The sequence below is a fragment of the Hoeflea phototrophica DFL-43 genome (genome assembly GCF_000154705.2).
GTDB lineage: Bacteria > Pseudomonadota > Alphaproteobacteria > Rhizobiales > Rhizobiaceae > Hoeflea > Hoeflea phototrophica.
Genome location: NZ_CM002917.1, coordinates 2,513,687 through 2,539,881 on the forward strand (window position 1 = coordinate 2,513,687; position 26,195 = coordinate 2,539,881).

19 protein-coding genes are annotated in these 26,195 nt (G+C 60.1%); 4 read left to right on the forward strand and 15 right to left on the reverse strand.

Features of this window, described 5'->3' with window-relative positions:
• Positions 1-33 precede the first annotated feature (33 nt).
• Positions 34-4,179 (reverse strand): translocation/assembly module TamB domain-containing protein, encoded by a 4,146-nt coding sequence (locus tag HPDFL43_RS11980; protein WP_169743246.1) that lies wholly within the window; start codon positions 4,177-4,179, stop codon positions 34-36.
• A 49-nt stretch (positions 4,180-4,228) separates the two neighbouring features.
• Positions 4,229-6,166 (reverse strand): autotransporter assembly complex protein TamA, encoded by a 1,938-nt coding sequence (locus tag HPDFL43_RS11985; RefSeq protein ID WP_007197606.1) that lies wholly within the window; start codon positions 6,164-6,166, stop codon positions 4,229-4,231.
• A gap of 212 nt (positions 6,167-6,378) precedes the next feature.
• Here HPDFL43_RS11985 and HPDFL43_RS11990 point away from each other — a divergent pair, with 212 nt between their 5' ends.
• A complete protein-coding gene (locus tag HPDFL43_RS11990) occupies positions 6,379-8,934 on the forward strand; it encodes a GcvT family protein (protein ID WP_007197607.1) in 2,556 nt (851 codons plus the stop codon).
• A 342-nt stretch (positions 8,935-9,276) separates the two neighbouring features.
• Here the strand turns inward: HPDFL43_RS11990 and sufA are convergent, their stop codons facing one another.
• From sufA to HPDFL43_RS12025, 7 genes are all read right to left on the reverse strand, one after another.
• Entirely contained in the window at positions 9,277-9,666 is a 390-nt protein-coding gene (sufA, locus tag HPDFL43_RS11995) for a Fe-S cluster assembly scaffold SufA (RefSeq protein WP_040450140.1), read from the reverse strand.
• 105 nt (positions 9,667-9,771) lie between these two features.
• Complete coding sequence (locus HPDFL43_RS12000) at positions 9,772-10,167, reverse strand: SUF system Fe-S cluster assembly protein (RefSeq protein ID WP_007197609.1); 396 nt, start codon at positions 10,165-10,167, stop codon at positions 9,772-9,774.
• Positions 10,168-10,281: 114 nt separating this feature from the next.
• Positions 10,282-11,520 carry a cysteine desulfurase gene (locus tag HPDFL43_RS12005; protein WP_007197610.1) on the reverse strand — a complete coding sequence of 413 codons (1,239 nt, stop codon included), beginning with the start codon at positions 11,518-11,520 and terminating at the stop codon, positions 10,282-10,284.
• Positions 11,513-12,787 carry a Fe-S cluster assembly protein SufD gene (gene sufD / locus HPDFL43_RS12010; protein ID WP_007197611.1) on the reverse strand — a complete coding sequence of 425 codons (1,275 nt, stop codon included), beginning with the start codon at positions 12,785-12,787 and terminating at the stop codon, positions 11,513-11,515. The genes HPDFL43_RS12005 and sufD overlap by 8 nt, the downstream gene beginning before the upstream one ends.
• 50 nt (positions 12,788-12,837) lie before the next feature.
• Positions 12,838-13,593 carry a Fe-S cluster assembly ATPase SufC gene (gene sufC, locus HPDFL43_RS12015; RefSeq protein WP_007197612.1) on the reverse strand — a complete coding sequence of 252 codons (756 nt, stop codon included), beginning with the start codon at positions 13,591-13,593 and terminating at the stop codon, positions 12,838-12,840.
• 119 nt (positions 13,594-13,712) lie between these two features.
• Positions 13,713-15,182, reverse strand: coding sequence for a Fe-S cluster assembly protein SufB (gene sufB, locus HPDFL43_RS12020; protein WP_007197613.1), 1,470 nt, complete (start codon positions 15,180-15,182; stop codon positions 13,713-13,715).
• A gap of 155 nt (positions 15,183-15,337) precedes the next feature.
• Positions 15,338-16,510: a cysteine desulfurase family protein gene (locus tag HPDFL43_RS12025; protein WP_007197614.1), complete on the reverse strand. Its 1,173-nt coding sequence runs from the start codon at positions 16,508-16,510 to the stop codon at positions 15,338-15,340.
• A gap of 243 nt (positions 16,511-16,753) precedes the next feature.
• Here HPDFL43_RS12025 and HPDFL43_RS12030 point away from each other — a divergent pair, with 243 nt between their 5' ends.
• The 3 genes from HPDFL43_RS12030 to HPDFL43_RS12040 all read left to right on the forward strand — a co-directional run bounded on the left by HPDFL43_RS12030 (position 16,754) and on the right by HPDFL43_RS12040 (position 19,511).
• Positions 16,754-17,431 (forward strand): alpha/beta hydrolase, encoded by a 678-nt coding sequence (locus HPDFL43_RS12030; RefSeq protein ID WP_007197615.1) that lies wholly within the window; start codon positions 16,754-16,756, stop codon positions 17,429-17,431.
• Positions 17,432-17,940: 509 nt separating this feature from the next.
• Positions 17,941-18,672, forward strand: coding sequence for a hypothetical protein (locus HPDFL43_RS12035; protein ID WP_007197616.1), 732 nt, complete (start codon positions 17,941-17,943; stop codon positions 18,670-18,672).
• Positions 18,673-18,707: 35 nt separating this feature from the next.
• Positions 18,708-19,511, forward strand: a complete 804-nt coding sequence (locus HPDFL43_RS12040) for a hypothetical protein (RefSeq protein WP_007197617.1) — start codon at positions 18,708-18,710, stop codon at positions 19,509-19,511.
• 145 nt (positions 19,512-19,656) lie between these two features.
• Here the strand turns inward: HPDFL43_RS12040 and HPDFL43_RS12045 are convergent, their stop codons facing one another.
• The 6 genes from HPDFL43_RS12045 to HPDFL43_RS12070 all read right to left on the reverse strand — a co-directional run bounded on the left by HPDFL43_RS12045 (position 19,657) and on the right by HPDFL43_RS12070 (position 26,193).
• Positions 19,657-20,358 carry an ABC transporter ATP-binding protein gene (locus HPDFL43_RS12045; RefSeq protein WP_007197618.1) on the reverse strand — a complete coding sequence of 234 codons (702 nt, stop codon included), beginning with the start codon at positions 20,356-20,358 and terminating at the stop codon, positions 19,657-19,659.
• Positions 20,351-21,652, reverse strand: a complete 1,302-nt coding sequence (locus HPDFL43_RS21975) for a lipoprotein-releasing ABC transporter permease subunit (RefSeq protein ID WP_007197619.1) — start codon at positions 21,650-21,652, stop codon at positions 20,351-20,353. Before HPDFL43_RS21975 ends, HPDFL43_RS12045 begins: the two co-directional genes overlap by 8 nt.
• A 27-nt stretch (positions 21,653-21,679) precedes the next feature.
• Positions 21,680-23,023: a proline--tRNA ligase gene (proS, locus tag HPDFL43_RS21980; protein ID WP_007197620.1), complete on the reverse strand. Its 1,344-nt coding sequence runs from the start codon at positions 23,021-23,023 to the stop codon at positions 21,680-21,682.
• Positions 23,024-23,801: 778 nt separating this feature from the next.
• Positions 23,802-24,083, reverse strand: coding sequence for a DUF1467 family protein (locus tag HPDFL43_RS12060; protein WP_007197621.1), 282 nt, complete (start codon positions 24,081-24,083; stop codon positions 23,802-23,804).
• A gap of 11 nt (positions 24,084-24,094) precedes the next feature.
• Complete coding sequence (mce, locus tag HPDFL43_RS12065; RefSeq protein ID WP_007197622.1) at positions 24,095-24,499, reverse strand: methylmalonyl-CoA epimerase; 405 nt, start codon at positions 24,497-24,499, stop codon at positions 24,095-24,097.
• A 26-nt stretch (positions 24,500-24,525) separates the two neighbouring features.
• Positions 24,526-26,193, reverse strand: a complete 1,668-nt coding sequence (locus tag HPDFL43_RS12070; protein WP_007197623.1) for a ribonuclease J — start codon at positions 26,191-26,193, stop codon at positions 24,526-24,528.
• Positions 26,194-26,195: the final 2 nt, after the last annotated feature.

A 26,195-nucleotide genomic window follows, 5' to 3' on the forward strand; every position in this document is an offset into this window, starting at 1 on the left:
CAGTCAACTTGCGGTGAGCAAGGTGCCACGGGCTCAGTATTCGCGCTCGAAGAAAATTCCACCCTTGGTTTCGCCACTGGAATCCGCCTCGCCGCGCAACTTGATCCCACGGCCGATATCGAGATCGATTTTCGCCTTGCCCGAGCCGGCAGTGGCACCGCTTTCAAGCCCCAAATAGGTCCGGTCATTGAGGTATTTGCCAACGCCGATCGCAGTCTCGCCGGTCTCCTCATCGGTGCGCACATCAATGTCATCTACCCCGGTCGCACGGCGGAGCTGTTCCACCAGGCCGCCGCCATTGACAACACCGGTGAGCTGCCCTGCTGCCTCGGCCAGTTGCGCGATCTGCACCGGCGAGAGATCATCAAGCGAGCGGCCGAAGATCAACTGCGCCAGGGCCTCGTCCTCAGGCAGTTGCGGACTTGAGGTAAACCTGAATTCTGGTCGGTTGGCGGGACCCGTCACCAAAACCGTGACCGTTGTGCTGCCCGACCGGCTCGACGCGGCAAAGTCGAGAATCGGCACGACCGACCCCGCGAAGCCAAGCTTGCCGCGATCGAAATCAAGCCGCTTGCCCAAAACAGTCAGCCGCCCGCGCAAGAGATCGAACCCGCCTGCAGCCATCGGCGCGCCAGTGCTGCCGGTAAGACGCACCGCGCCTCCAAGCTCGGTGTCCAGTCCACGCCCGCGCACGAAGATCCGGCTGGCCCGCACCTCCACATTCAACCCGAGACCACCGGACGAGCCGTCATTCTGCTCATGTGAAAGCCGCTCCGACTGGGCAGAGACCGCGGCCGGTGCATTCTTGTGGGTCACATCCAGTTGCGAGATCGAGGCCGGCAAACTGTCTGGAATTGAAATCGTTGTTTCATCAAGGCTGACCAGACCACTTATTGTCGGACGCGCCACGAGAGACCCGGAAAGGTTGAGATCAGCATCAAAGCGGGTGGCAACCATCTGTCCGTCGGCATAGCGCCCGCGCTGCACCTTCAGGTTCAGATCAGCAGGGTAGCCAGAGCCAGGGGCAAGCCCGATGCTGCCCGATCCGCTGATCTGTCCTCCCGATGACAACTCACCTGACAGAGATCGAATGGAAGCCTGGCCCGGAACAAGCCCGATCACAGCGGACAAATTGTCAATCGCGATCCCCGAGCGGCCATCCACCAGCCGGGCGCTGGACGTCGAAATGGTTCCCGATATCTCAGGATTTGCTGCTGCACCCGAAACCGCAAGGTCCACATTGGCCGCGCCCGACAGCGCAAGGCCCTGCTGCGCCAGTGGCGCGGACAGAAGCGAAAACGGAACATTGCCGTTAACCCGCGCCGAAAGTTGCTGGGCCCCGCCGGTATCCAGCCCGCCATTGGCCGTGAACGCCAGCCCGCCACCGCCGGCCCGTGCGTCGAAGCTAAGCCGTCCCTGCTGCAGCCCACCCGAAGCGCTCACCGACAGCGCCACATCGGCCACCGACGACGCCGCGAAGGCGCGCACATTCGAGCCATTGAGCGTGTAGCGGATCGCGGGGGACGCCGTCGTGCCTGTAACATCGACGCGGCCGGAAACCGCTCCCGACAAGCCGGAACCGGGCGCCAGCGCATTGACCAGCGCCAACGGCAGATCAGACAGCACCACGTCAATGTCGAGGCTTTCGCCGGCGGTACCGGTCACCGATATCTCGCCGCCACCCGGAGAGATCACAAGCCGCTCGATCCGCGTTGTCCCACCGCTGATCACCGCCCGGGCGGGGCCACGCAAATCCACTGTCAGCCCCTTGTAGACGGTTCGCCCTGCTTCGAACTCCAGCTCGGTCCCGGCATCGCCGGCCCTCACCCGTCCCTTCAGGCTGACTGGCAGGCCGGCAGCCTGAGCCCTGGCATCCAATTCCGTCCAACCCTGTGCTTGCGAGAACTCAAGCCGCAGCCCGGACATGTCATTGCCGCCGGCTGCCAGTTTAGAAACGTCGAGTGTACCGGTGGGACTCGGCGCGCCAAGCAGGTCCTCAACCAGGAGATCGAGCCGGATGCCCCGGATGTCGGCACTCGGATGTGCGATCAGCGGGAACTTCAGCGCGACATCGGCGACCGGCATGCCATCCCGGATATCAAAAGTCAGCGTCCCGCCGCCATTGCCCTCGATGTTCTGCAGGGCCAGCGCAGAAAGCGACGCGATATCATCCAGTTCGAGATTGATACTGCCCATGGGCCGGAACGCATCATCCAGCGTCAACGATCCTGAAATCAGGTTGGAAGCAACCTGCAGCCGCAGCGGATAAATGCGCATCACGCCGTCGGTTCGTCCCAGTCTGGCCGTTCCCACGATCGCCTGACCGTCAATGCTGCCGCTGAGCGCAACATCCGCGCGGGGGGATGCGGGATCCGCCACACCACTGGCCTCAAGCTTCAGTTCGGAGAGCTCCCTGCCCTGTACCTGCAACCCATTACCGGTCAGCGTTGCCTCGAAATCCGGGGCCGCCATTGTACCGGTCACAACGGCACTCAGCTCAAGCGAGCCCGAAATCGCGTCCCCAAGGCCGCCAAGATCGGTGAGCTGCGCCTTCAGATCCGCCGCAATCTCCCCCTGCGTGCCAAGGCTCGCCTGACCCGAGGCCGCAGCCACAGCCGATGAAACTGCAATATCCTCAATGCTGGCGGCACCCGCCGCGTCGCGCGCCAGTGCTGCGGAGAAACTGATCGTGTCGCCCAAAACCGCCTCAGCCTGCGCCGACAGCACGGCACTTCGTATGTCCCCCGAGAGGTTGACGCCGAGATCGCCGGCCGCTTGGCGAACGAGATTTTCAAGCCGGACATCCGCAACCCCGGAGCGCACGGCAATCAGCTCGCTGCTGATCTCGCCCCCCTCTTGAAGCCTTATGTCGCCGCCAATGGTCACGCCACCAGCGACGGCGCGCGCAACCATGTCATTGGCAGAGCCGATCGCCCCGACAGTGATATTGACCTGCCCGTCTCCGCTCTGACTGGCGACAGAGAAGCGTCCAAAATCGACCACGGCCGCCACATCGTCAGCACTGAAGTCCGCACTGCTGATGCTCGCCACCGAAGTCACAAGGCGCATCGACGCCTCCCGGGCGCTGCCTGACACCCGGATTTCCGTCTCGGGCACCGACAGACTGACCGCTGATATTCCCGCTCCAAATTGCAACATCGCTGAAGGCGTACGCGGTGAAACGGAGGCCGTCAGATCAACCTCGCCCTCGCGCGCCACCCGCCCGCGGCCCTCAGCGCTGAGCCGCTCTGACGTGAAGGTGAAGATGTCGATCACGGCGCCGGTCTGGCCCGGCTCGATCAAGGCTTCGAGAATGAGGTCGCTGCGGCCTTCCGCCAGTTGCCCCAGCTCCGGCGGCAGGAACCGGTCAAATGCGCCATCTGCCTGCAGCGACACGGCATCGCCCGCATCCCCTGCAACAACTTTCAGCTTTGCAGCGGCAACCAGTTCGTCATTGATCGAACCATCGAGCGAAAGCCGCCAGTCCGCCAGCGAGCCCTGCGAGGTCACGGACAAGCTGATCGCATCTTCGGGCGCAAGATCAAGCAGATGGGCCATCACGCCGCCGGCAGGCTCGCTGAGATTGGCCGAAATGTTGAACCGGTCTTCCCTCTCGAGATAATCGGCATCGACGCTGAATTGGCCGCCAACGCCATCAATGCGGTTCACGGTCAGATCGGCGAGCCCTTTGGACAGGGCTGCATCGACGCCAAAGCTGCCGCTTGCCTCGAGCCGTGCCACGCGGCCGGCGACCGGCTCTCCCAACAGGATGTCGTCGGCGGAAAAGCGCTTGATGTCGACCGCAAGCGGAAGCTGCAGGCCGCCACCGCTTGTGCCTGCCTCGTCCCCCGCATCCGGCAACCTTGCAAGCTCAACCCGCTCGATGCGCAGATCATCAACGGCAAGGTCAGAGGAAACAAGCGCAAATGGTGACCAGTCGATGCTGATCCCCTTGATCAACAGCCAGGGCTCGCCGCTGGCGTCGGACACAAGCACATGCCCGATCCGGGTGGAGCCGGACAACAGTCCTTCGATCCGGTCGATTTCCACGCTTTGCCCAGGCCCGGACCCAAGCCGGTTGAGAGTGAGCGCGATCAGCCGGCCGCCCGGCGAGGTTGTTAAAATCAGAACCGCAAGACCGGCAATCACCAGCAGCAAGATGACAAACCACCGGGACACGCGCCAGAACCTGCCCGGACGCCGCTTGCTTCTGTCTGCTTGAGACATCCTAAAATGCCTGCCCGATTCCGGCATAGATCCCGTAATCCGGGTCACCCGCTTCCTTGTTGAGCGGCAACGCCACATCAACACGCAAGGGTCCGAACGGGGTCAGATAACGCAGACCAACCCCCGCACCAGCCTTGAAGCTCGAATCCGAGAAACTCTCGCTGGAGCTGACCAGGCCGGCATCGAGGAACGGCACGATCCCGATGGTGTCGGTGATCTGGATGCGCAATTCCGCGGACGTCTCGAGCATGGAAAGTCCGCCAGTGGGCGTTCCGGCGCCGTCACGCGGCCCGATATCCTGGAAGCCATAGCCGCGGACCGAGCCGCCGCCACCTGCGTAGAAGCGGCGGTTGGCGGGGACCTCAGCAAGATCCGCCCCATAAATCGAGCCCGCGGCAACCCGGCCGGCGAGCACGAAACGCTTCTCAGCATCCAGAGCCTGGTATGCGGAGCCTTCGGCCCTCAGCTTGACGAAGGTCGCCCCGCTATTGACCTCGTAAGCCGGCTCCACCAGCAGCGCCAGCCGTGTGCCGGTGACCGGATTGAGTTTGTCATTGCGCGTGTCGCGTACATATTCCAGCGGAACCGCAACGGTGATGGTTTCCAGGTCCACAATGAAGCTGTCGGTCAGTTTGGCATACTCGACCACCAGCCCGGCTGAAACAGACTGCTCGGCCGTCAGCTCATAACCCAGCCCCACGCCTCCCTCGACCGAGAACCGGCGGTAGGCGTCAGGGTCTTCCTGCTTCACCTCAAGATGCGATGTGAATTTCGACGCAGGCCCCAGAACGCCGGGCTTTTCGAACAGCGCTGCGCCGCGCCAGGTCAGGTCTTCCGGATTGCTGGTGCTGCCGACTCCGCCGAACGAACCTTCAAGCCTGAATTTCTCCGCGCGGCCAAACAGGTTACGATGGCCCCAATAGGCTTCCATGCCGCCACCATCGGTCGACGAGAAGGTCGCACCCAGCCCCAGATACCGGTGCTTGCGCTCAGACACGCTGATGCCGACCGGCACCGAACCATCGGCCGAAAGGCTCTCGCCTTCACGCACATTGACGCTTGAAAACACCTCAAGGGCACGCAACCGCCGCGCGGCCGCTGCCAGGTCTTCCGGATCGTAGCGCTCGCCCTCAGGCACACCGGCCATCATCGCGATGAAGTCCGAATCCACCGATTGCGCCCCATCGACCGAAGTCGCGCCAAACGCTGCCACAGGCCCGTCATCAAGCGTCAAGGACACATCGAGCACGCCATTTGCGTGATCGGCAACCACATCACGGCCCGAGACTTTCGCAGATGGATGCCCGGCTCCCCTGAGGTCTTGTATCAGGGCTGTCTCTGCATCGAGGATGACGGTCGAGCGAGCAACAGCCCCCGACACCAGCTCCGTATCTCCGGCATCATAACTCTGGCCGTCACTTGTGCTGACATTGACATCCCCAAACAGGAATTCCCGGCCGGGGGTCACAACAATTCTGACCGGAACCGCGGCTTGGCCTTCCAGATTGGCATCAGCCGGCAAACCGGCCAAGTTTCGCCCATTCAGAAGGATGCTGACTTCACCGGCATAGCGGGCGTTTTCATAAAGCACCGCAACAAGTTGCTCAAAATCACCATTGGCACGCTGGATCAGGCCGATTGATCCCGAAACCGGACGCTCTGCCCCCTGAACCAGCTGCGAAGCGGCTTTCAACCTGTCCTGAAGCGCATTGTCGGGATCATTGCCGATGACATCGAGCGTGACCGTGTAGGACAGCGGATCAACAATCTCGAGCGTCTCGGAAGCCTCGTCTTCAAACAGCTTGAGCCCGAAGATTTCAAAGGCATGGGTCGTGTGTGGCAACAAGGCCAGGGAGACCGTCAAACACAAGGCATAGCCAATCGGGCGCAGCCATACATGGCCGCGCGCTTTGGAGGCTATGTCCCGCGCGTCTCTCATTCCATCCAATCTATCAGCCCTGCATGAACAGGATCTGAATCTGTTTACCCTATTAAGCCGAGCAGAATAAGAAGCTTATGAGAAAACTATTATGTTGATTTCAAAAGGCAACACGGAACAAACGTGAATCCGGCCCGCTGGCGCATTTTGCCTCTTGTGCGCCGCCAATTGTTCTCGCAATCTGCCGCCGAATTCGAGCCTGGAGTCAAACCATGAAAACCCATGTCAGGGCAGTTGTGATCGGCGGCGGAGTGGTCGGATGCTCGGTGCTCTACCATCTGGCCAAGGCCGGATGGAACGACGTCATGCTGATCGAGCGTTCGGAATTGACATCCGGCTCCTCCTGGCATGCCGCTGGCGGCTTTCACACACTCAATGGCGATCCCAACGTAGCCAAGCTGCAGGCCTACACCGTCAGCCTTTACGAGGAACTCGAAGAGCTGTCCGGCCAGTCCTGCGGGCTGCACCTGACCGGCGGCGTGATGATGGCCGACACGCCCGAACGCATGGATTTTCTGCGTCAGGTCCACGCCAAGGGCCGTTATCTCGGCATGGAGACCGAGCTGATCACCCCGTCCGAAGCCAGGGCCATGTTCCCGCTGATGGACGAAAGCAATTTCGTCGGCGCCCTCTGGGATCCGGTCGAGGGCCATCTCGATCCCTCCGGCACCACCCACGCCTATGCCAAGGCGGCGCGAAAACTCGGCGCGGAAATCGTGCTCCGCAATCGCGTAGTAGAACTCACCCAGGAAGCGGACGGCAGCTGGAACGTGGTGACTGAGCAAGGCACGGTGAAAGCCGACCACGTGGTCAATGCCGGCGGACTGTGGGCGCGCGAAGTGGGCCGCATGGCAGGCCTGGAACTCCCGGTCCTCGCCATGGAGCACATGTACCTGCTCACCGAAGAAATGCCTGAAGTGCTGGAGTTCAACGCCAGCACCGGCCGCGAATTGATTGGCGTGATCGACTTCAAGGGTGAGATCTACACCCGCCAGGAACGCTCCGGCATCCTGCTCGGCACCTATGAGAAGGCCTGCAAGCCATGGTCGCCGGTCGAAACCCCGTGGACCTTCGGCCATGAACTGCTGGCGCCGGATCTCGACCGCATCGCGCCATCGCTCGAAGTCGGCTTCCGCCACTTCCCGGCACTGGAAAACGCCGGCATCAAGCAGATCATCAACGGCCCCTTCACCTTCGCGCCTGATGGCAACCCGCTGGTCGGCCCGGTGCCGGGGCTGACCAATTACTGGACCGCTTGCGGCGTGATGGCGGGTTTCAGTCAGGGTGGCGGCGTTGGTCTGGCGCTGTCCAACTGGATGGTCGATGGCGATCCGGGCGCCGACATCTGGGGCATGGATGTGGCCCGCTACGGCGAATGGGCCACGCTGCGCTATACCAATGCCAAGGTGCGCGAGAACTATTCACGCCGCTTCTCCATCCGATTTCCCAATGAGGAATTGCCCGCCGCCCGGCCGCAGCAGACCACACCGCTCTACGATGTCATGGTTCGTGACAATCACGCGGTCATGGGCGACAGCTGGGGGCTCGAGACGCCTCTGTGGTTTGCTCCAAGCGCCGAAGAGGCGCACGACGTGCTCTCCTTCCACCGTTCCAATGATTTCGGCCCGATCGGCGAAGAGGTGCGGCGCACGCGCGAAAGCGTCGGCGTCACCGAGATCTCCAATTTCGCCAAATACGAGGTCAGCGGCGAAGGCGCGGAAGCCTTCCTCAATCACCTGATGACCAACACCATGCCCAAGACCGGGCGCATCGTGCTCACACCGATGCTCAACGACAACGGCAAGCTGATCGGCGACTTCACCATCGCCAAGCTGTCCGATACCCGCTTCATGGTCTGGGGCTCGATCGCCGCGCAAAAGTACCACATGCGCTGGTTCGAACAGCACCTGCCCAAAGATGCTCCGGTCGCCATCCGCCGGATCGGCATGAACCTGGTCGGCCTCTCGATTGCCGGTCCCAATGCCCGCAAGGTGCTTGAAAAGTTGACCGATGACGATGTCTCGGCCACCGCCTTCCGCTTCATGGACATCAGGGAAATGGACGTGAACGCGGCACCCTGCGTGGTCGGCCGCATCACCTACACCGGCGATCTTGGCTACGAGATCTGGATGGAACCGGCCTACCAGCGCCGGATCTATGACGGCATCAAGCAGGCCGGCGCCGAATTCGGCATTGTCGACTTCGGCATGCGCGCGCTGCTCTCGATGCGGCTCGAGAAGAACTTCCCGACCTGGTTCCGTGAGCTCCGGCCGATCTACGGCCCCTATGAGGCCGGGATGGAGCGCTTCATCAAGCTCACGAAGAACGATTTCATAGGCCGCAAGGCGGCAGCGAAAGAGCACGCAGAAGGTCCGAAACTGATGCGGACCTCGTTCCTGGTCGATGCGGCGGACGCGGACGTGATGGGCGATGAACCGGTCTGGGCGAAAGTTGGCGACACTGATTACGGCACCATCGAACCGCCCCATGGTTATGGCGCACCGCGCTTTGATGCCGATGGCCAGGAGATCGCCAAACCCCAAGACGGCACCATGCGCGATGGCGACTGGCGTGTGGTCGGCTGGGTCACCTCGGGCGGCTATGCCCACACGATCGGCTCATCCATGGCCCAGGGCTACATCCCCTCGGCGCTGGCGACCAACGCCACTGAGGGAATGTTCGAAATCGAAATCCTCGGCATCCGCCGTCCGGCAAGGATCGCGCTGGAGCCGCCATTCGATCCAACGGGCGCGAAGATGCGGGGGTGAATTTTTCGGAGTGGGCAATGCCGCCAGGGTAACGAAAAGGTAGGACAACCTCGCCTCCCGTCACCCCGTGCTTGCTCCGGGGTCCAGCCACCGCACGTCTGCGCGGTGAGAGACTCCTTCAGCGTCAGAACGAGCCAGAGTCTAACGGCTCGCAGACGCTCGCCTGCTGGATGCCGGATCAAATCCGGCATGACGGAAACTGTGACGCAGAACCAAATCTACGGCCGTTTGCATTGCAGACCACCATAAGTATAAAAACGCCCGCAAAGTCAGCGACTTGCGGGCATTTCACGACTCAACTTTCGAACGTCCTAACTCAACCTGCGTGCAACGTCATTCAGATCAATCCGTGCGTACCACCGGGTTTCCGGCTTCGGCCAGCTTGGCCAGGTCGGCGGGCTTGAGCTCGACCGATTCGCCGCAGCCGCAGGCCGATGTCTGGTTCGGATTGTTGAACACGAAGCCCGAGCGCAGCTTGGTCACTTCGTAGTCCATCTCGGTCCCGAGCAGATACAACACAGCCTCCGGCGCAACGAACACCGCGGCCCCATCACGCTCGATCCGGTCGTCCTTCGGATTGATTTCGGTCGCCAGGTCAATGGCATACTCCATCCCGGCGCAGCCGCCCTTCTTGATGCTGACGCGGATACCTTCCGCGCCCTCTTCATTCCGGACGATCGTCTTGACCCGCTCGGCAGCCGCCGGCGTCAGTGTCATGACGGCAAATCCCATCATACTCTCCTTGAGCTTCACGGGTTCAAGGCCCGCTGCTTCATGGTTTGAATGTAGTGTGGATTTATCAGGTTAACAAGCCGTCGATACGGCCTGTCGGCAGGATCAGTACCAGCCGACAGCAACCTGTGCTTCTTCGCTCATCCGGTCGGGCGTCCATGGCGGATCGAAGGTCATATCGACTTCAACGCCAGAAATGCCTTCGACCGTGGCGACCGCGTTCTCCACCCAGCCCGGCATTTCGCCGGCCACCGGGCACCCAGGTGCGGTCAGCGTCATCAGGACCTTGACCATCCGGTCATCCTCGATGTCGATCTTGTAGATCAGGCCGAGCTCGTAGATGTCCGCAGGGATCTCGGGATCATAAACGGTCTTCAGCGCCGAAATGATGTCGTCGCTCAACCGCGCCAGTTCCTCGCGCGGGATCGCCGATTCCGTCACCTGATCCGCAGCTTCGGGTTGACCTGCGGCTTCGGTTTGCGTGCCGGATGCTTCACTCATCGGCTCTACTCCTTATGGGCCTGTCTCAAAACACCGGGGGGCCGGCAAATCCGACAGGACAACCAAGTCAAACATTCAAGCTGCAGGTCCGGTCCCTATGACCCGACCCGCGCCCTAAGCAAAAAACGCCCGCGCCTTGTCAAGCGATGCAACCAGCGCGTCGACTTCCGAGCGCGTATTGTACATTCCAAACGAGGCCCGGCAAGTCGATGTTGCGTTGAAGCGCTTGAGCAGCGGCTGCGCACAATGGGTGCCTGCACGCACAGCCACGCCGGAGCGGTCAATCAGCATCGACACATCATGGGCATGAATGCCCTCGATCTCGAAAGCAAAGATCGCGCCCTTGCCCGGCGCATTGCCAATCAGGCGAAGCGCATTGACCTTCGAGAGCTGCTCCTGCGCATAGGCGCCGAGCTCAGCCTCATAGGCGGCAATGCGGTCTCGGCCGACGGAATCCATGTAGTCAAGCGCCGCGCCCAGACCGATCGCCTGCACGATTGGTGGCGTTCCCGCCTCGAAACGGTGCGGCGGATCATTGTAGGTCACGCCCTCTTCGCTGACATCGACAATCATCTCGCCGCCGCCCATAAAGGGCTGCATGGCCTTGAGCGCGTCCATCTTGCCGTAAAGCACCCCGATGCCGGATGGGCCATAGAGCTTGTGGCCGGTCATCACATACCAGTCGCAATCAATATCCTGAACATCGACGGGCATATGCACAGCCGACTGGCTGCCATCGATCAGAACCTTGACGCCACGTTCATGGGCGATGCGGCAGACTTCCTTCACGTCCACCACGGTGCCAAGCACATTCGACATATGGGCGATTGCCACCAGCTTGGTGCGGTCGGTCAGCGCCTTGCGGAAATCATCAAGATCGAAATTGCCCTGGTCATCAACGCCAACCCAGACGATCTTCGCGCCCTGGCGTTCGCGCAGGAAATGCCATGGCACGATGTTGGAGTGATGCTCCATGATGGTGATGACGATCTCATCACCCTCACCGATATGCGGCATGCCATAGCCATAGGCGACGGTGTTGATCGCCTCGGTGGTGGATTTGGTGAACACCACATTGTCGACCGACGGCGCATTGAGGAACCGCCGCACAATCTCGCGCGCACCCTCATAGGCATCGGTTGCCGCATTTGAGAGGAAATGCAGGCCGCGGTGCACATTGGCGTATTCGTTCGAATAGGCGTGGGTGACAGCGTCAATCACCGCCTGAGGCTTTTGAGCCGACGCGCCATTGTCGAGATAGACCAGCGGCTTTCCATGCACCTGCCGTGACAGGATCGGGAAATCCTTGCGGACCGCCTCTACATCATAGGCATGATTCAGTGCCTCAGGCATGTTCTGCAAGCCATTGTTCGATAACGGTTTCTAGCACTTCGACAAGCTCTTCATTGTCGAGCTCTTCAACCAATTCATCGACAAATCCGTTGACCAGAAGCCCACGTGCCGCCTTCTCGGTGATGCCGCGCGCCATCAGGTAGAACAGGTGATCCTCATCAAGGTCGATCACGGTCGCGCCATGGGCGCAGATCACGTCATCGGCAAAGATCTCAAGCTCGGGCTTGGCGGAAAACTCACCATCATCGGAAAGCAGCAAGGTGTTGCAGGCCATTTGCGCGTCGGTCTTCTGGGCTTCCTGGGCAACGCAGATCTGCCCCTGAAACACGCCGCGCGCGCGGTCGAGAACCACGTTGCGGACGATTTCCGACGAAGTGGTGTTGGCCACATTGTGTCCCAGCGTCAGCGTCACATCGGTGTGGCTGTCGCCTGCCAGCAGGTTGACTGTGCGCAGATCGAAATGGGCGTCCTCGCCGGCAACATCGACATGCACTTCCTGGCGGGTGAGCTTGCCACCGGCATTGATCACAAAGAGCCGCAGCTTGGCGCCGGTTCCCAGCCGGGCGCTCAACTGGCCCAGATGCTGATCGGACGCTCCGCGCTGCTGCACGATCACCCAGGTGACGTCCGCACCATCGGCAACATCAAGCGTGCTGACTGAACTCGAAAACCCCGAATGTTCGTCATCGCCCAGATGGCGCTCCACCAGCGTCGCCTTGGACCCGGTGCCGAAGGACGCAACAAAGCGGTTGTGTGCCTGCCCGCCTGACTGGACAGACTGCAGCTCGACCAGCTTGTCGATGCTGGCATCAGCTGCAACGGCGATAGTGTAGCCATCACTGACGAAAGCCCCGTTGAGCTGGCCGATCAGATCGTCAGATCCGCGCTCGGCCATCATGCCTGCGGCTTCGCCAGAAGCCAGCAGCTCCATGAAGGGCGCCAGAGTCATGCCCTCGAGCGCTGAAAGATCGGCGCTGTGCCCCTGCACCATCGGCAGCATCAGACTGCCGTTCACCAGCGGATCGACCGCACTCGCGGTTCCACTGCCGGTATTCCCGGAAACATCGCGCAGCAAATTGCGCAGATCGGTGTAGTGCCAGCTCTCCACCCGCCGTGTCGGCAGGCCGGAATCGGAAATCGCCGAAATCAGTTCATCGCGCGCCGATGTCACCTTGGCGTCACCCGGCAACTGCCCCAGAACTGCGGCGTAATTGTCCAGGATTGCCTGCTCGGCAGCAGTGTGGGGCGGCTTTGTCTGCATGTTCATGCCTGTCTCTCCTGGCCGTAAAGGCCCGTCAATTCACATTTGGCGTGCGTTCAAGCGGCCGCTTCGATGATGTCTGCATAGCCGTTGGCTTCCAGATCCAGCGCCAGGTCCTTGGTCCCGGACTTGATCACCTGGCCCTTGTAAAGCACGTGCACGGTATCGGGCACGATGTGCTCGAGCAGGCGCTGATAGTGGGTGATGACGATGACCGCGCGGTCCGGTGAGCGCAGCGCATTGACACCGTCGGACACGATTTTCAGCGCATCGATATCAAGGCCGGAATCGGTCTCGTCGAGAACGCAAAGCTGCGGCGCAAGCAGCTTCATCTGGAGGATTTCCGCACGCTTCTTTTCACCACCGGAGAATCCGACATTGAGCGGACGCTTGAGCATGTCCGGATTGATCTGGAGGCTGGCGGCAGCCTCCTTGACCAGTTTGATGAAGTCCGGCGTCTTCAGCTCTTCCTGGCCGCGCGCCTTGCGCTGCTCGTTCATCGCAACCTTGAGGAACTGCATGGTGGCAACACCGGGGATCTCAACCGGGTACTGGAACGCCAGGAAGATGCCCTTGGCGGCGCGCTCGGAAGGATCGAGCTCGAGAATGCTCTCGCCATTGTAGAGGATATCGCCCTCGGTCACTTCGTAATCGTCGCGGCCCGCGAGAATGTAGGAGAGCGTCGACTTGCCCGAGCCATTCGGCCCCATGATGGCGGCCACTTCGCCGGCCTTGACCGTCAGGTTCAGACCGCGAATGATTTCGGTGCCGTCTTCGGCGATACGGGCGTGAAGGTTCTTGATTTCTAACATGTCTGTTTCCGATACCTAGATAATTTTCAGCCACTTGAGCCAGTGGCCACAATTGATGCTTCGTTGACCAACGGCACTATGCCCTCAACCGACTGCGCCTGATGGTTCAGATACGTTGCCTAGCCGACACTGCCTTCAAGCGAGATTCCGATCAGCTTCTGGGCTTCAACGGCGAACTCCATCGGCAGTTCCTGGATCACTTCCTTGACGAAGCCGTTGACAATCAGCGCGATCGCCTCTTCCTCGGGAATGCCGCGGGCCAGGCAGTAGAACAGCTGGTCCTCGGAGATCTTCGAGGTTGTGGCTTCATGCTCGAACTGGGCGGTCGAGTTCTTCGCCTCAATGTAAGGCACGGTGTGCGCGCCGCATTGGTTGCCGATCAGCAGGCTGTCGCACTGGGTGAAGTTGCGAGCATTCTCCGCCTTGCGGTGAGCCGAAACCTGGCCGCGATAGGTGTTGTTGGAATGCCCGGCAGAAATTCCCTTGGAGATAATACGGCTCGAGGTGTTCTTGCCCAGATGGATCATCTTGGTGCCCGAATCGATCTGCTGATAGCCATTCGACACGGCAATCGAGTAGAACTCGCCGCGCGAACCATCGCCGCGCAGGATGCAGGACGGGTACTTCCAGGTGATCGCCGACCCGGTTTCGACCTGGGTCCAGGAAATCTTGGAATTTTTGCCGCGGCAATCGCCGCGCTTGGTGACGAAATTGTAGATCCCGCCCTTGCCGTCCTTGTCGCCCGGATACCAGTTTTGAACGGTCGAGTACTTGATCTCCGCATCATCCATGGCAATCAGCTCGACCACGGCGGCATGCAGCTGGTTTTCGTCCCGCTGCGGCGCGGTGCAGCCCTCGAGATAGGAGACGTAAGCCCCCTCCTCGGCGATGATCAGCGTGCGTTCGAACTGGCCGGTGTTCTTCTCGTTGATTCGGAAATAGGTCGACAGCTCCATCGGGCAGCGAACGCCCTTGGGCACGTAAACGAACGAACCGTCGGTAAACACCGCGGAATTGAGCGTGGCGTAATAGTTGTCGGTCACCGGAACAACGGTGCCGATATATTTCTGCACCAGTTCGGGATGCTCGCGCATGGCTTCCGAGATCGACATGAAGATCACGCCGGCCTGGGCCAGTTCCTTCTTGAAGGTGGTAACCACGGAAACCGAATCGAACACGGCATCCACCGCAATCTTCGACTGCTGAACGCCGGCCAGGATTTCCTGCTCGCGCAGCGGAATGCCGAGCTTCTCATAGACACGCAGCAGTTCCGGATCGACATCGTCGATCGACTTGGGACCGGCTGTGCCCTTAGGCGCCGAGTAGTAGTGAATGTCCTGAAAATCGATCTTCGGGTAATCAACGCGCGCCCAGGAAGGCTCTTCCATGGTCTGCCAGCGTTTGAAGGCGTCAAGCCGCCACTCGAGCATCCATTCAGGCTCGTCCTTCTTGGCCGAGATCATCCGGATGGTGTCTTCGTTGAGACCCTTCGGCGCGGTATCGCTTTCGATAACGGTCTCAAAACCGTATTTGTACTGGTCCACGTCAATCTGACGGACCTGATCAATCGTTTCCTGCACTGCAGGCATGGCGCTCTCCAATCTCGCCGGGTCAAGGCCGGCAGCTTGTTAACGTCGTGTGATAAATCCCGAGCGGATTGACCACTATTTAGGGCGTGACCGCTGTCAACGCCATGCCCTTCGCGAAAAAACCGTCTCCACGAACGACGAAATATGCGGCCGCCCTATGCGGCGGCCTGACTTCCCAGCCGGGCCATCCGCCGGGCATTGATGCGCTTGAAGGCTTCAAGGAACGCATCGATGTCTTCACCTGTGTGTACGTGCCCCAGACTGATCCGGATTGCGCCCAGAGCGGCGTCGGCGCCCATCGCCTTAAGCACATGGCTCTCGCCGATCTTGCCCGATGAACACGCGGCGCCAGCAGAAGCGGCCACACCCTCCATGTCAAAGGCAATCTGCGCTGTTTCGGCCTTGAGGCCGGGAAGCGAAAAGAAGCTGGTATTGGCCAGGCGTGGCACGCCCCCGCCATGGATGATGATGTCGGGCGCCGCCTCGCGCATTCCGGCTTCCATCCGGTCACGCAACTGTGCGATATCCGCAATCTGGGCAAGCGACAAGAGTGCCGCTTCCGCGGCAGCACCGAAGCCGGCAACACCGACAAGATTTTCCGTGCCGCCACGATGGCCCTTTTCCTGACCGCCGCCGGTGATCAGCGGTGCAGGCATCAGCACCTCGCCTGCGCTCACCAGAGCCCCAATGCCGTTTGGTCCACCGATCTTGTGGCCCGACAGGATCAGAAAATCGGCACCAAGCTCGCTGAGCGACAGTGGCATACGTCCGGCGGCTTGCACGGCATCGACCACCACGAGCCCGTGATGCGCCTTCACGATTGCAGACGCCTCGCGGACCGGCTGGATCACGCCGGTTTCATTGTTGGCAAGCTGCAACGCCAGCATCGGCTGACCGGACGCGGGATCATGCGTGCCCAGCGCAGCCTCAAGCTGGGCCAGATCAAGACGGCCATCGCCATCCACGCCCAGCACCGTGACCTGATCCGCAGGAAAACGCCCGCCGGCAAGCACCGCCGGATGCTCGACCGCCGAGACCAGCAGCCGCGAAACCTTGAGCGGCGCGCGGCCCATGCGGAAATCCGGGGTCAGAACATGATTGGCGGCTTCTGTGGCGCCCGAGGTAAAACTCACCTGGGCTGCGGGCACATCAACAAGCCGCGCAACAGCATCGCGCGCCCGCGAAACGACAGTGCGCGCCGCGCGCCCCTCGCCATGCACCGAAGACGGGTTGCCAGGCAGATCCATCGCCTCGATCATTGCCGTTCGCGCAGCCGGCAAAAGCGGCGCTGTGGCATTGTAATCGACATAGAGACGGCTTCTGGCCATGGTTCCCTTCACCCGCTGAAACCCTGCGTCGTGGCCGCAGGTTCATTTTCCTTGAATTTTCTGTACGCGATGCCGTAAGACACTCGCACATTCAGCGAACCCGCTGCAGTTTCGAATGATTCTAAACTAGGTTCTAGGGAGCAGGTCCGCCGCCGTCAAGGGTGCGGTTGCGATATCCACCCGCCCGCCGGCTCTCCCAATCGGGTAACGGCGAACAGAACCCAGCCGATGCATGGAGTACGAATGCCTGAAGTCATTTTCAACGGACCCGCCGGACGCCTCGAAGGCCGCTATCAGCCGGGCAAGGAAAAGAACGCACCGATCGCAATCGTGCTGCACCCGCATCCGCAATTCGGCGGAACCATGAACAACCAGATCGTCTACCAGATGTTCTACATGTTCCAGCAGCGCGGCTTCACCACGCTGAGGTTCAATTTCCGCTCGATCGGGCGCAGCCAGGGGGATTTCGACCATGGCGCCGGTGAACTCTCCGATGCCGCCGCGGCACTCGACTGGGTGCAGAGCCTGCATCCTGATTCCAAGAGCTGCTGGGTCGCAGGCTATTCTTTCGGTGCCTGGATCGGCATGCAGCTGCTGATGCGCCGGCCGGAAATCGAGGGCTTCTTCTCGATCGCGCCACAGCCCAACACCTATGATTTCTCGTTCCTCGCCCCCTGCCCGTCATCAGGCCTGATCATCCATGGCGACGCCGACAAGGTGGCGCCCGAAAAGGATGTCATCGGCCTGGTCGAAAAGCTCAAGCTGCAAAAGGGCATTCTGATCACCCAGAAGACCATGCCCGGCGCCAACCATTTCTTCACCGGCCAGGTCGATGAACTGATTGCCGAGTGCGAAGACTACCTCGACCGCCGCCTCGCCGGCGAACTGGTCCCGGCTGTGGCTGCCAAGCGGCTGCGCTGACGGCTTCAAAAAGGCTGAATACGAGAGGCATGGCGGGGAAACCTGCCGTGCCTTTTTGGATGAGGACGGGACAATGGAATTGGATCTTGGGTCAATTTGAGCGGGAAGCGGACGTTCAGTATGGGCGACACGAAGGTCCGATATGCCGACCCTTGAGAGATCCGTACGGCTAATGACAATTACGGTCCGCAGCCCATTTGCAATCGGTCACGCACGTACGTCAAAGCTGTGAGCGGTTTACCAACGGTAGGCGATAGTTGGAGTTACCAAGCTGCTGAAAATATACACAGCTGTTTTCGTAGAACTGATCGGTGCGGGTATCAACGGATTCGCGTGAATTCGACCAGAGAGCGCAAAATGCCCCTGTTTGTCGGTGTCGTCGATTGGATCGGGCCTTCTCGGCGGGCCAATTAGAAAATTTGACCATTCGGGGCATTCATATGAATTTGCACTGTAATTTCATATAGATTTGTAATAATAATATTGCACACAGGAGGAGTTATGTTGTTATGATTGGCTATTTTCTTATTGCCTTGAGTTTTCTCGCAGCCGCAGTTGGAACACTGTCACAAACAACACGCACAATCAAAATCGCGATAATGTGTATAGCGGGCCTTACAGCTGGCGCGAGTGCTTGGGTATATTATGATGACGAGCAGGAAAAGACTCTGAACAAACGCCTTATCGTGAGCCTTGTTCAAGCCACTCAGGATGAGTCGGCCTTCAGCGAAGAACTTCGTATCGCAGCCAACGACATCATGGATGATCGTACGTGGTATGTCTCAAGCCTTACGTTTTCCAGCTCGGGTCTACATTTGACGGCAAACAACAGCACCGACGATGAGTTTGCAGGAGCCATATTCTTAGATAACAGGAAACTGAGAGATATCCGGTATGCTCTAGCTGCTCAGACGGGCCTTGCTGAGGAACTGCAATTACATCTGCTGACTGACCTTTGGACAGCCGATACGATTGAGAGTGACTGGAATCGTATAGCGCCGACTATCGGCGAGTTGGCAGCCTCTGCGCTTGAGGATTTCGCGCCGGAAGCAGTTCAAACTGCTATGGGCTTTCCGGACGGAAACTCGGTCAGGATCGTTGCTAAGCGGGACATCCAGCAATCGCCATATGTCGTCGTTTTAAACCGTGACCACATTCAGGCCCTTGTCGAGGTTGAGCCTCTTGAGCGCGGACGCATCATATCGGGAATCGTAGTAGAACAGATGGTAGATCAACTGTAGAGCCGCTTTTTCAGCTCTGGAGCATGCCCCTAAAAATGCGTGAAGCAACGTTCAGCCTGAAAGGCTCCCGCAAACGCTATGACTACCGCAAGATGACCAAAGACCAGAATGGAATGCCGTTAAACCTTGCAAATCTGCACAGTGGTGAGGAGCAATTCCGCAAGAAAGCACTTAGAATCATTGACGGCGACCAGCGACTGCGGCTGCACATCGTTGTTGTTGAAGACGCGATGGATCTCACCGATAACTTCCGCCAATACGACACTAGCGATGAGGACCTGAAAGTCGTTCAGGTCCTTGGGATGCGTACTTTCAACGCGTTTGGGGCAAGCCTGAAGTTGACGCTTTCTGGCTACCATCAGAACAGCGCACTGATCCTGCGCGACGTGCTGGAAACCGTCTTCCTGCTAAACCTTTTTGCTGGCGATCGCGACCGTATAGGGCGCTGGCGCCATGCAGACAAGAAAGCGCGCATGAAAGAATTCTCGCCGGTGGAGGTGCGCAAGGCACTCGACGCCCGCGACGGTTTCATCTCGAAACGCCGCGCCGAGATGTACGAGTTGTTTTCTGAACTTGCCGGTCATCCCAATATGAAATCAGCATGGATGATGCGGCCAGAAAAGGATGGCGATGCTGTCATCGGCCCATTCATGGAGGCGACGGCCCTCGAAGCGGTTATCTCTGAGATGGGGCGCTTAGCCATCCAAGTTGGTGAGCAGATCATCGCATTCTTCCCCACCTACTGGACTCCGGGTTTGCCGAGCCGTGCGACGTTTGCCCAACACAAGCGCGAATGGCTCTCCACTTTTTATCCGACTGCGCGACAAGAAATCCCATGATGTGTGTCAGGTGTTGCGTTATGATCAGGGGGCGCACTTTGACCGGATAGAGGGCGCAAAGTGGCCTTTGGCTAGGAATCTACCCAGTGGCGGCCATGGCCGAAAGCGCCACCGCTGCACCACGCCACCACCGACCCAAACGCCCCTAAACCTCCACCACCTTGCCGTCATCCAGCGTCACCCGGCGGCTCATCAGGCTGGCGAGGTCGTGGTTGTGGGTGGCGATGACGGCTGACAGGCCGGACTGGCGCACAAGCGCATCAAGCGCCTCGAACACATAGCCCGCGGTTTCCGGGTCGAGATTGCCGGTGGGTTCGTCAGCGAGCAGCACCAGCGGCGCGTTCGCCACCGCACGGGCAATCGCCACGCGCTGCTGTTCGCCGCCCGAGAGTTCCGATGGCCGGTGATCAGCGCGATGGCCTATGCGCATGTAATCCAGCAGCTGTTCGGCCCGCTCCGCCGCCTCGGCTTTCGACAGACCCGAGATCAGCTGCGGCATCATGATGTTCTCAAGCGCCGTGAATTCCGGAAGCAGATGGTGAAACTGGTAGACAAAGCCGATTTCGGAGCGCCGGATCGCGGTGCGGCGGTCATCGGAAACCGTGCCGCAAGCCTCGCCATCGATGATCACGTCACCATCGTCAGGCCGCTCGAGCAGCCCGGCAAGATGCAGAAGCGTCGACTTGCCGGTGCCCGACGGCGCCACAAGCGCCACGGTTTCACCGGCGTTCAGCGTAAAGTTCGCACCGTCAAGAATGGAAAGCTGGTTGTCGCCCTGAATGAAGTGACGGCCAACATCAACCAGTTCGAGCACCGGACGCCCCGCTGTGCCTTGACGCTCACTCATAGCGCAGCGCCTGCACGGGATCGAGCTTCGAGGCTCGCCAGGACGGGATCAGCGTCGCAATGAAGGACAGCGCCAGTGCGACCACCAGCACCACCAGGGTTTCGCCTGAATCCATGTCGGCGGGCAACTGGCTGAGGAAATAGAGCTCCGGATTGAACAGCGTCGTTCCCGACAGCCAGGAGAAGAACTGGCGGATCCGCTCGACATTGAGGCACACCACGACGCCCAACAGGAAGCCGGCGATGGTGCCGGTCACCCCGATCGCCGCCCCGGTCATGAAGAAGATCCGCATCACCGAGCCCGATGTGGCGCCCATTGTGCGCAGGATGGCAATATCCCGCCCCTTGTCCTTGACCAGCATGATCAGCCCCGAAATGATGTTGAGCGCCGCCACCAGGATGATCAGCGTCAGGATCATGAACATCACATTGCGCTCGACCTGGAGCGCCGAGAAGAAGGTCTGGTTGCGTTGCCGCCAGTCGGTGATGAACACCTGACGATCCGCCGCCGCCTCAATCAGCGGGCGCATCGCGTCGATATCGTCCGGGTCTTCGACGAACACCTCGATGGATTGCACCACGCCTTCGGAATTGAAATAGAGCTGCGCTTCTTCGAGCGGCATATAGATGATCGAGGAATCATATTCCGACATCCCGACCTCGAAGATGGCCGACACCGGATAGGCCTTGACCCGCGGCGTCACCCCGAACGGCGTGACGTCCCCCTCGGGCGCCACCAGCGTGATCAGGTCTCCGGCGGTCAACCCCAGCGATTGCGCCATGCGCGATCCGATGGCGACACCCTCGCCCGCCACGAAGCCAACCAGATCGCCCGAGCGGATGTTTTCGGAGACGAGCTCCATCGACTGGAAATCTTCCGCGCGCACGCCGCGCACAAGGGCGCCTGTGCCTGCACCACCGACCCCGGAGGCAAGCGTCTGCCCCTCGACCAGCGGGATTGCGTTGATCACGCCATCGACGCCCTTGAAGCGAGCGGCGAGTGCCGCGTAGTCATCGAGCGGCCGGTCGATCGGCTGCACCACCATGTGACCATTGATGCCGAGAATGCGGGTGATCAGTTCACCGCGAAACCCGTTCATCACCGCCATGACGATGATCAGCGTCGCCACACCGAGCATGATGCCGACGAAGGAGAAGCCCGCGATCACCGAAATGAAGGCTTCCTTTCGGCGCGAACGCAGGTAACGCCAGGCCACCATGCGTTCAAACGCGGAAAACGGCTTTGCCGCGGCTGCGGCAGTCGAAGGCAATGTCCCGGCATGCGGATCGTTCATTTGGATATCCTCTGAACGGACTCTGGCCTAGTGGGCTTGCGCGAGGCGGTTGATGGCCTCATCGATTGAAAGCGTTTCGCGTTCGCCCGTTGCCCGCACCTTGATTTCGACATTGCCGTCGGCGACCGCGCGCGGGCCGGCAATGACCTGGATCGGCAATCCAATCAGATCCGCCTTTGCGAACTTCGCACCTGCGCGTTCATCGGTGTCATCATAGAGCAGTTCAATCCCGGCATTCTCGAGCGCGGTCTCGATGCGTTCACAGGCCGCATCACAAGCCGCATCGCCGGGTTTCATGTTGATCAAGCCGACATCGAACGGCGCCACGCCCTTGGGCCAGATGATGCCATTTTCATCATGCGACGCCTCGATGATCGCACCGAGCAGGCGCGAGGGGCCGATGCCGTAGGAGCCCATCGAAACATAATGCTGCTTGCCGTCCGGCCCCTGAACGAAAGCATTCATCGGTTCGGAATATTTGGTGCCGAAATGAAAGATGTGGCCAACCTCGATGCCGCGGGCGGAGACGCGGGCATCCTCGCCAAGCCCGTCCCAGGCCTCGCGCGCCCACTCTTCCTTGTCCATGATCTCATCGGTGGCAGCGAAAGGCGTCGTCCACTGCTCGACCACCGCGGCAACGGCGGCCGCGTCGTCATAGTTCATGTCGACGGGCGGCACGGCAAAGCCATCAAAGTCGCGGTGGCAAAACACCTGGCTCTCACCCGTTTCGGCGAGCACGATGAACTCATGGCTCAGACTGCCGCCAATCGGTCCGGTGTCGGCGCGCATCGGGATCGACTTGAGCCCGCAGCGCTCGAAGGTGCGCAGATAGGACACAAACATCCGGTTGTAGGCAGCCTTGGAGGCCTCGTAGTCGAGATCGAAGGAATAGGCATCCTTCATCAGGAATTCGCGCCCGCGCATGACGCCAAAGCGCGGCCTGCGCTCATCGCGAAACTTCCACTGGATATGATAGAGATTGAGCGGCAGATCCTTGTAGGATTTGACGTAGGAACGGAAGATGTCCGTCACCATTTCCTCATTGGTCGGCCCGAAGAGCATCTCGCGATCATTGCGGTCATTGATACGCAGCATTTCCTGACCGTAATCGTCATAACGGCCGCTTTCCCGCCACAGGTCGGCAGGCTGAATGGTGGGCATCAGGATCTCGATGGCACCTGCCCGGTTCTGCTCTTCACGGACGATGTTGCAGACCTTGTCGAGCACCCGCTTGCCCAGCGGCAGCCAGGAGTAGATGCCCGCCGATTGCTGCTTGATCATTCCCGCACGCGCCATCAGGCGGTGGGAGACGATTTCGGCATCCTTGGGGTTTTCCTTGAGGATGGGGAGAAAGTACTTCGACAGACGCATGGGGAAATCCGGTTTGGCTTCCAGCCTTGACGGCTGATTCAGGCAAAATGAGGGTTGGCTTGGATGCGGTTCTATCCGCTTCGCAGGTCAATGGAAAGCCGTCTTGATCGCGACAGCGTTGCACATTCAGCATGATGAACCAGGGCTGCTCTGGTGCACTGATTTCAAGCAAAGTCGTTCTCGTACAAACGGACCGGGTTGAACACGGCATGCTTCGTTGCGCCATGCTTCCGGTCAGAACAGCCAGACATGTTGCGCCACTTCGAAAGGAAGCATGCCGCGTCAGCGCCGTTACGCCGCCATACTGTCAGTCATTCAGGAAATTCATTGCCTTTGAAGTGTCACAAAACAGGTGACAAGCCGGAATCTTTACGCTAAATACAGCTCACTAAAGAGGCACATCTTACGGGAAAGTGCCCAATTCGCGGTCAAAGTCTTGGGAGGATAGGATCTCAGGCGCGCTTTGTTCGCAGCCCCCGGGCAACCGGGAAACAGATCACGCGACACCTGAACAACAAGGCTTTCAGCCTTGTTTTTTTTTGCCCTTGCGCCGCTCAATTTGTGGGCACCTGCAACGGGTTGCAACTCACCTGAACCGCCAAACGCCAGCCATTGGCAGCCCGCAAGCTCAGCATCTCTCATCCAAGAATGATTTTGAGATAGCAACACCGGCGCTCTCGAGCACGGACGGGAATCGCCGAGCTGTCAAAAAAGCGGCCGCGAACCCGGCCTGAGCAAACCGCCTGCCAAACCGTCGGGGCTTAAGAACGGAGCCGGTTCAGTTTCCAGAAGGTTTGAAGTCAGGCGACATCGCGATCAAATCATCAAGCGTGAAGCCGCCGACGACCGTAACCAGCACATAGACTCCAAACACGATCGCTGAGATCAGCGTGGTCCGCCAGAAGATCGGCGCAAAGCGAAAATTCGCCGGCGCGCTGTGCGTGGTGCCGAGAATCACCTCGCCTTCATCGGCCTGACTGCGCGCCCAGAACGGAAGCACCGTGAAAAGCACCACCCACCAGATGATGAAGTAAATCGCAAAAGCGGTTCCAATACCCATGATGTCTGACCTCAGACCTGCTCGAGTTCAATCAACGTGCCGTTGAAGTCCTTCGGATGAAGGAACAGCACGGGCTTGTCATGCGCACCTGTTTTTGGTTCCCCGTCACCGAGCACCCGGGCGCCTTGAGCCTTGAGGTGATCACGTGCCGCGAGGATATCCTCGACCTCGTAGCAGACATGATGCATCCCGCCCGAGGGGTTCTTGGCCAGAAACGCGCCAATCGGAGAATCGTCGCCCAAAGGCTCCAGCAACTCGATCTTGGTGTTGGGCAGCTTGATGAACACCACCGTCACGCCATGCTCCGGCAGCGCCTGAGGTTCAGTCACCTCAGCCCCCAGCATGGTCTCATACTGTTGGCGCGCCGCCGCCAGATCCGGCACCGCAATTGCAACATGGTTCAAACGTCCAAGCATGGCTGCCTGCCTCTCGCACGAGATTGTCAGACCCGGGTGACGAAAACCGTCACCACCGGCTTCTTGCCCCATACCTCGTTTGCCGCGGCGCGAACAGAGCGGCGAATTGCCTCGCGTACATTGTCGATGTCCTTGCGGCGGCCACGCGGAATGCTTTCGACCGCACCGAGCACGGAATCATAGAGAATGTCCTCCATGTCATCGCCTTCCACATCAAAGGCAGGCAAGCCCATGGCAGAGACCACCGGGTCGCGCTGAAATTCGAAACGCTGGTCGAGCACCACATTGACGGCGACATGGCCGGCAAAGGAGAGCTTGCGCCGCTCTGAGATCCCCATCTCGTCATAATCGCCGATCAGGTGACCATCCTTGTAGACCCGGCCATGCGGCGCCTCGCCGATGACATCGGGTACTCCGGGCGCGAGTCTGAGGATCGATCCATTTCGAACCCTTGGAGTTATGGCGATACCCGACGCCTGAGCCAGCTCGGCCTGTGCGGTCAGATGGGCAGCCTCGCCATGCACCGGAACCAGGATCTGTGGCTTGACCCACTCATACATCTGCACCAATTCGTTGCGGCGCGGGTGGCCCGACACATGCACAAGGGCGTCGGTGTCGGAGACAATCTTCAGGCCGCGGTCGATCAGTGCATTCTTGATTTCGAGAATGCCCTTTTCATTGCCCGGAATGGTGCGCGAGGAAAACACCACCGTATCACCCGAGGCGAGTGCGACATGCCGCATCTCGTCACGCGAAAGTTTGGCCAGCGCCGCACGCGGCTCGCCCTGGCTGCCGGTGAGGATCACCACCACCTTGTTGCGCGGAATGAAGCCGTATTCGTCTTCCTCGAGGAATCCGGGCAATCCCTCCATCATGCCGAGCTCTGTGGCGACATTGACCACCCGCTTGATCGAGCTGCCCATCAACAAGACTTCACGGCCAGCATCGCGTGCAGCTTCGGCAATCGAGCGGATGCGGCCGACATTGGACGAAAACGTCGTGATCGCGACCCGGCCCTCGGCCTGTTCGATGACGTCGCGGAGCCCGGCGCTCACCTCATGCTCGGATGGCGAAATGCCGTCGCGCATCGCATTGGTGGAATCGCACATCATGGCGAGGATTCCCTCCTCGCCAAGTTGCCGGAACCTGTTCTCATCGGTCAGCGGCCCAAGCGACGGTGTGGTGTCGATTTTCCAGTCGCCGGTGTGAATGAGCTTGCCCAGCGGCGTCCCGATTGCCAGCGAGAACGGCTCGGGAATGGAGTGGTTGACGGCGACCGGCTCGATCTCGAACGGACCGACCGTGAAGCGCTCTCCCGCCTTGAACAGCGTCACCGGCACTTCCGCGCGGGTGCGCTCATAGGCCCGCTTGGCTTCCAGCATGCCCGCGGTAAAGGCCGAGGCATAGACCGGAACCTTGAGCTGCGGCCAGATCTGCGCAAGCCCGCCATAATGGTCTTCATGGGCATGGGTGATGATGATCGCCTTGAGCCGGCCACCCAGCTTTTTCACGAAATCAATGTCCGGCAAGACAAGATCGACGCCGGGCAGTTCAGGCCCGGGGAAGGTCACGCCACAGTCCACCATGATCCAGTCCCGGTCTTTCGGGGTGCCATAGCCGTAGAGTGCCAGGTTCATTCCGATTTCGCCGACACCGCCCAGCGGTATGAATACGAGATCATTGTCTTTGGTCATCA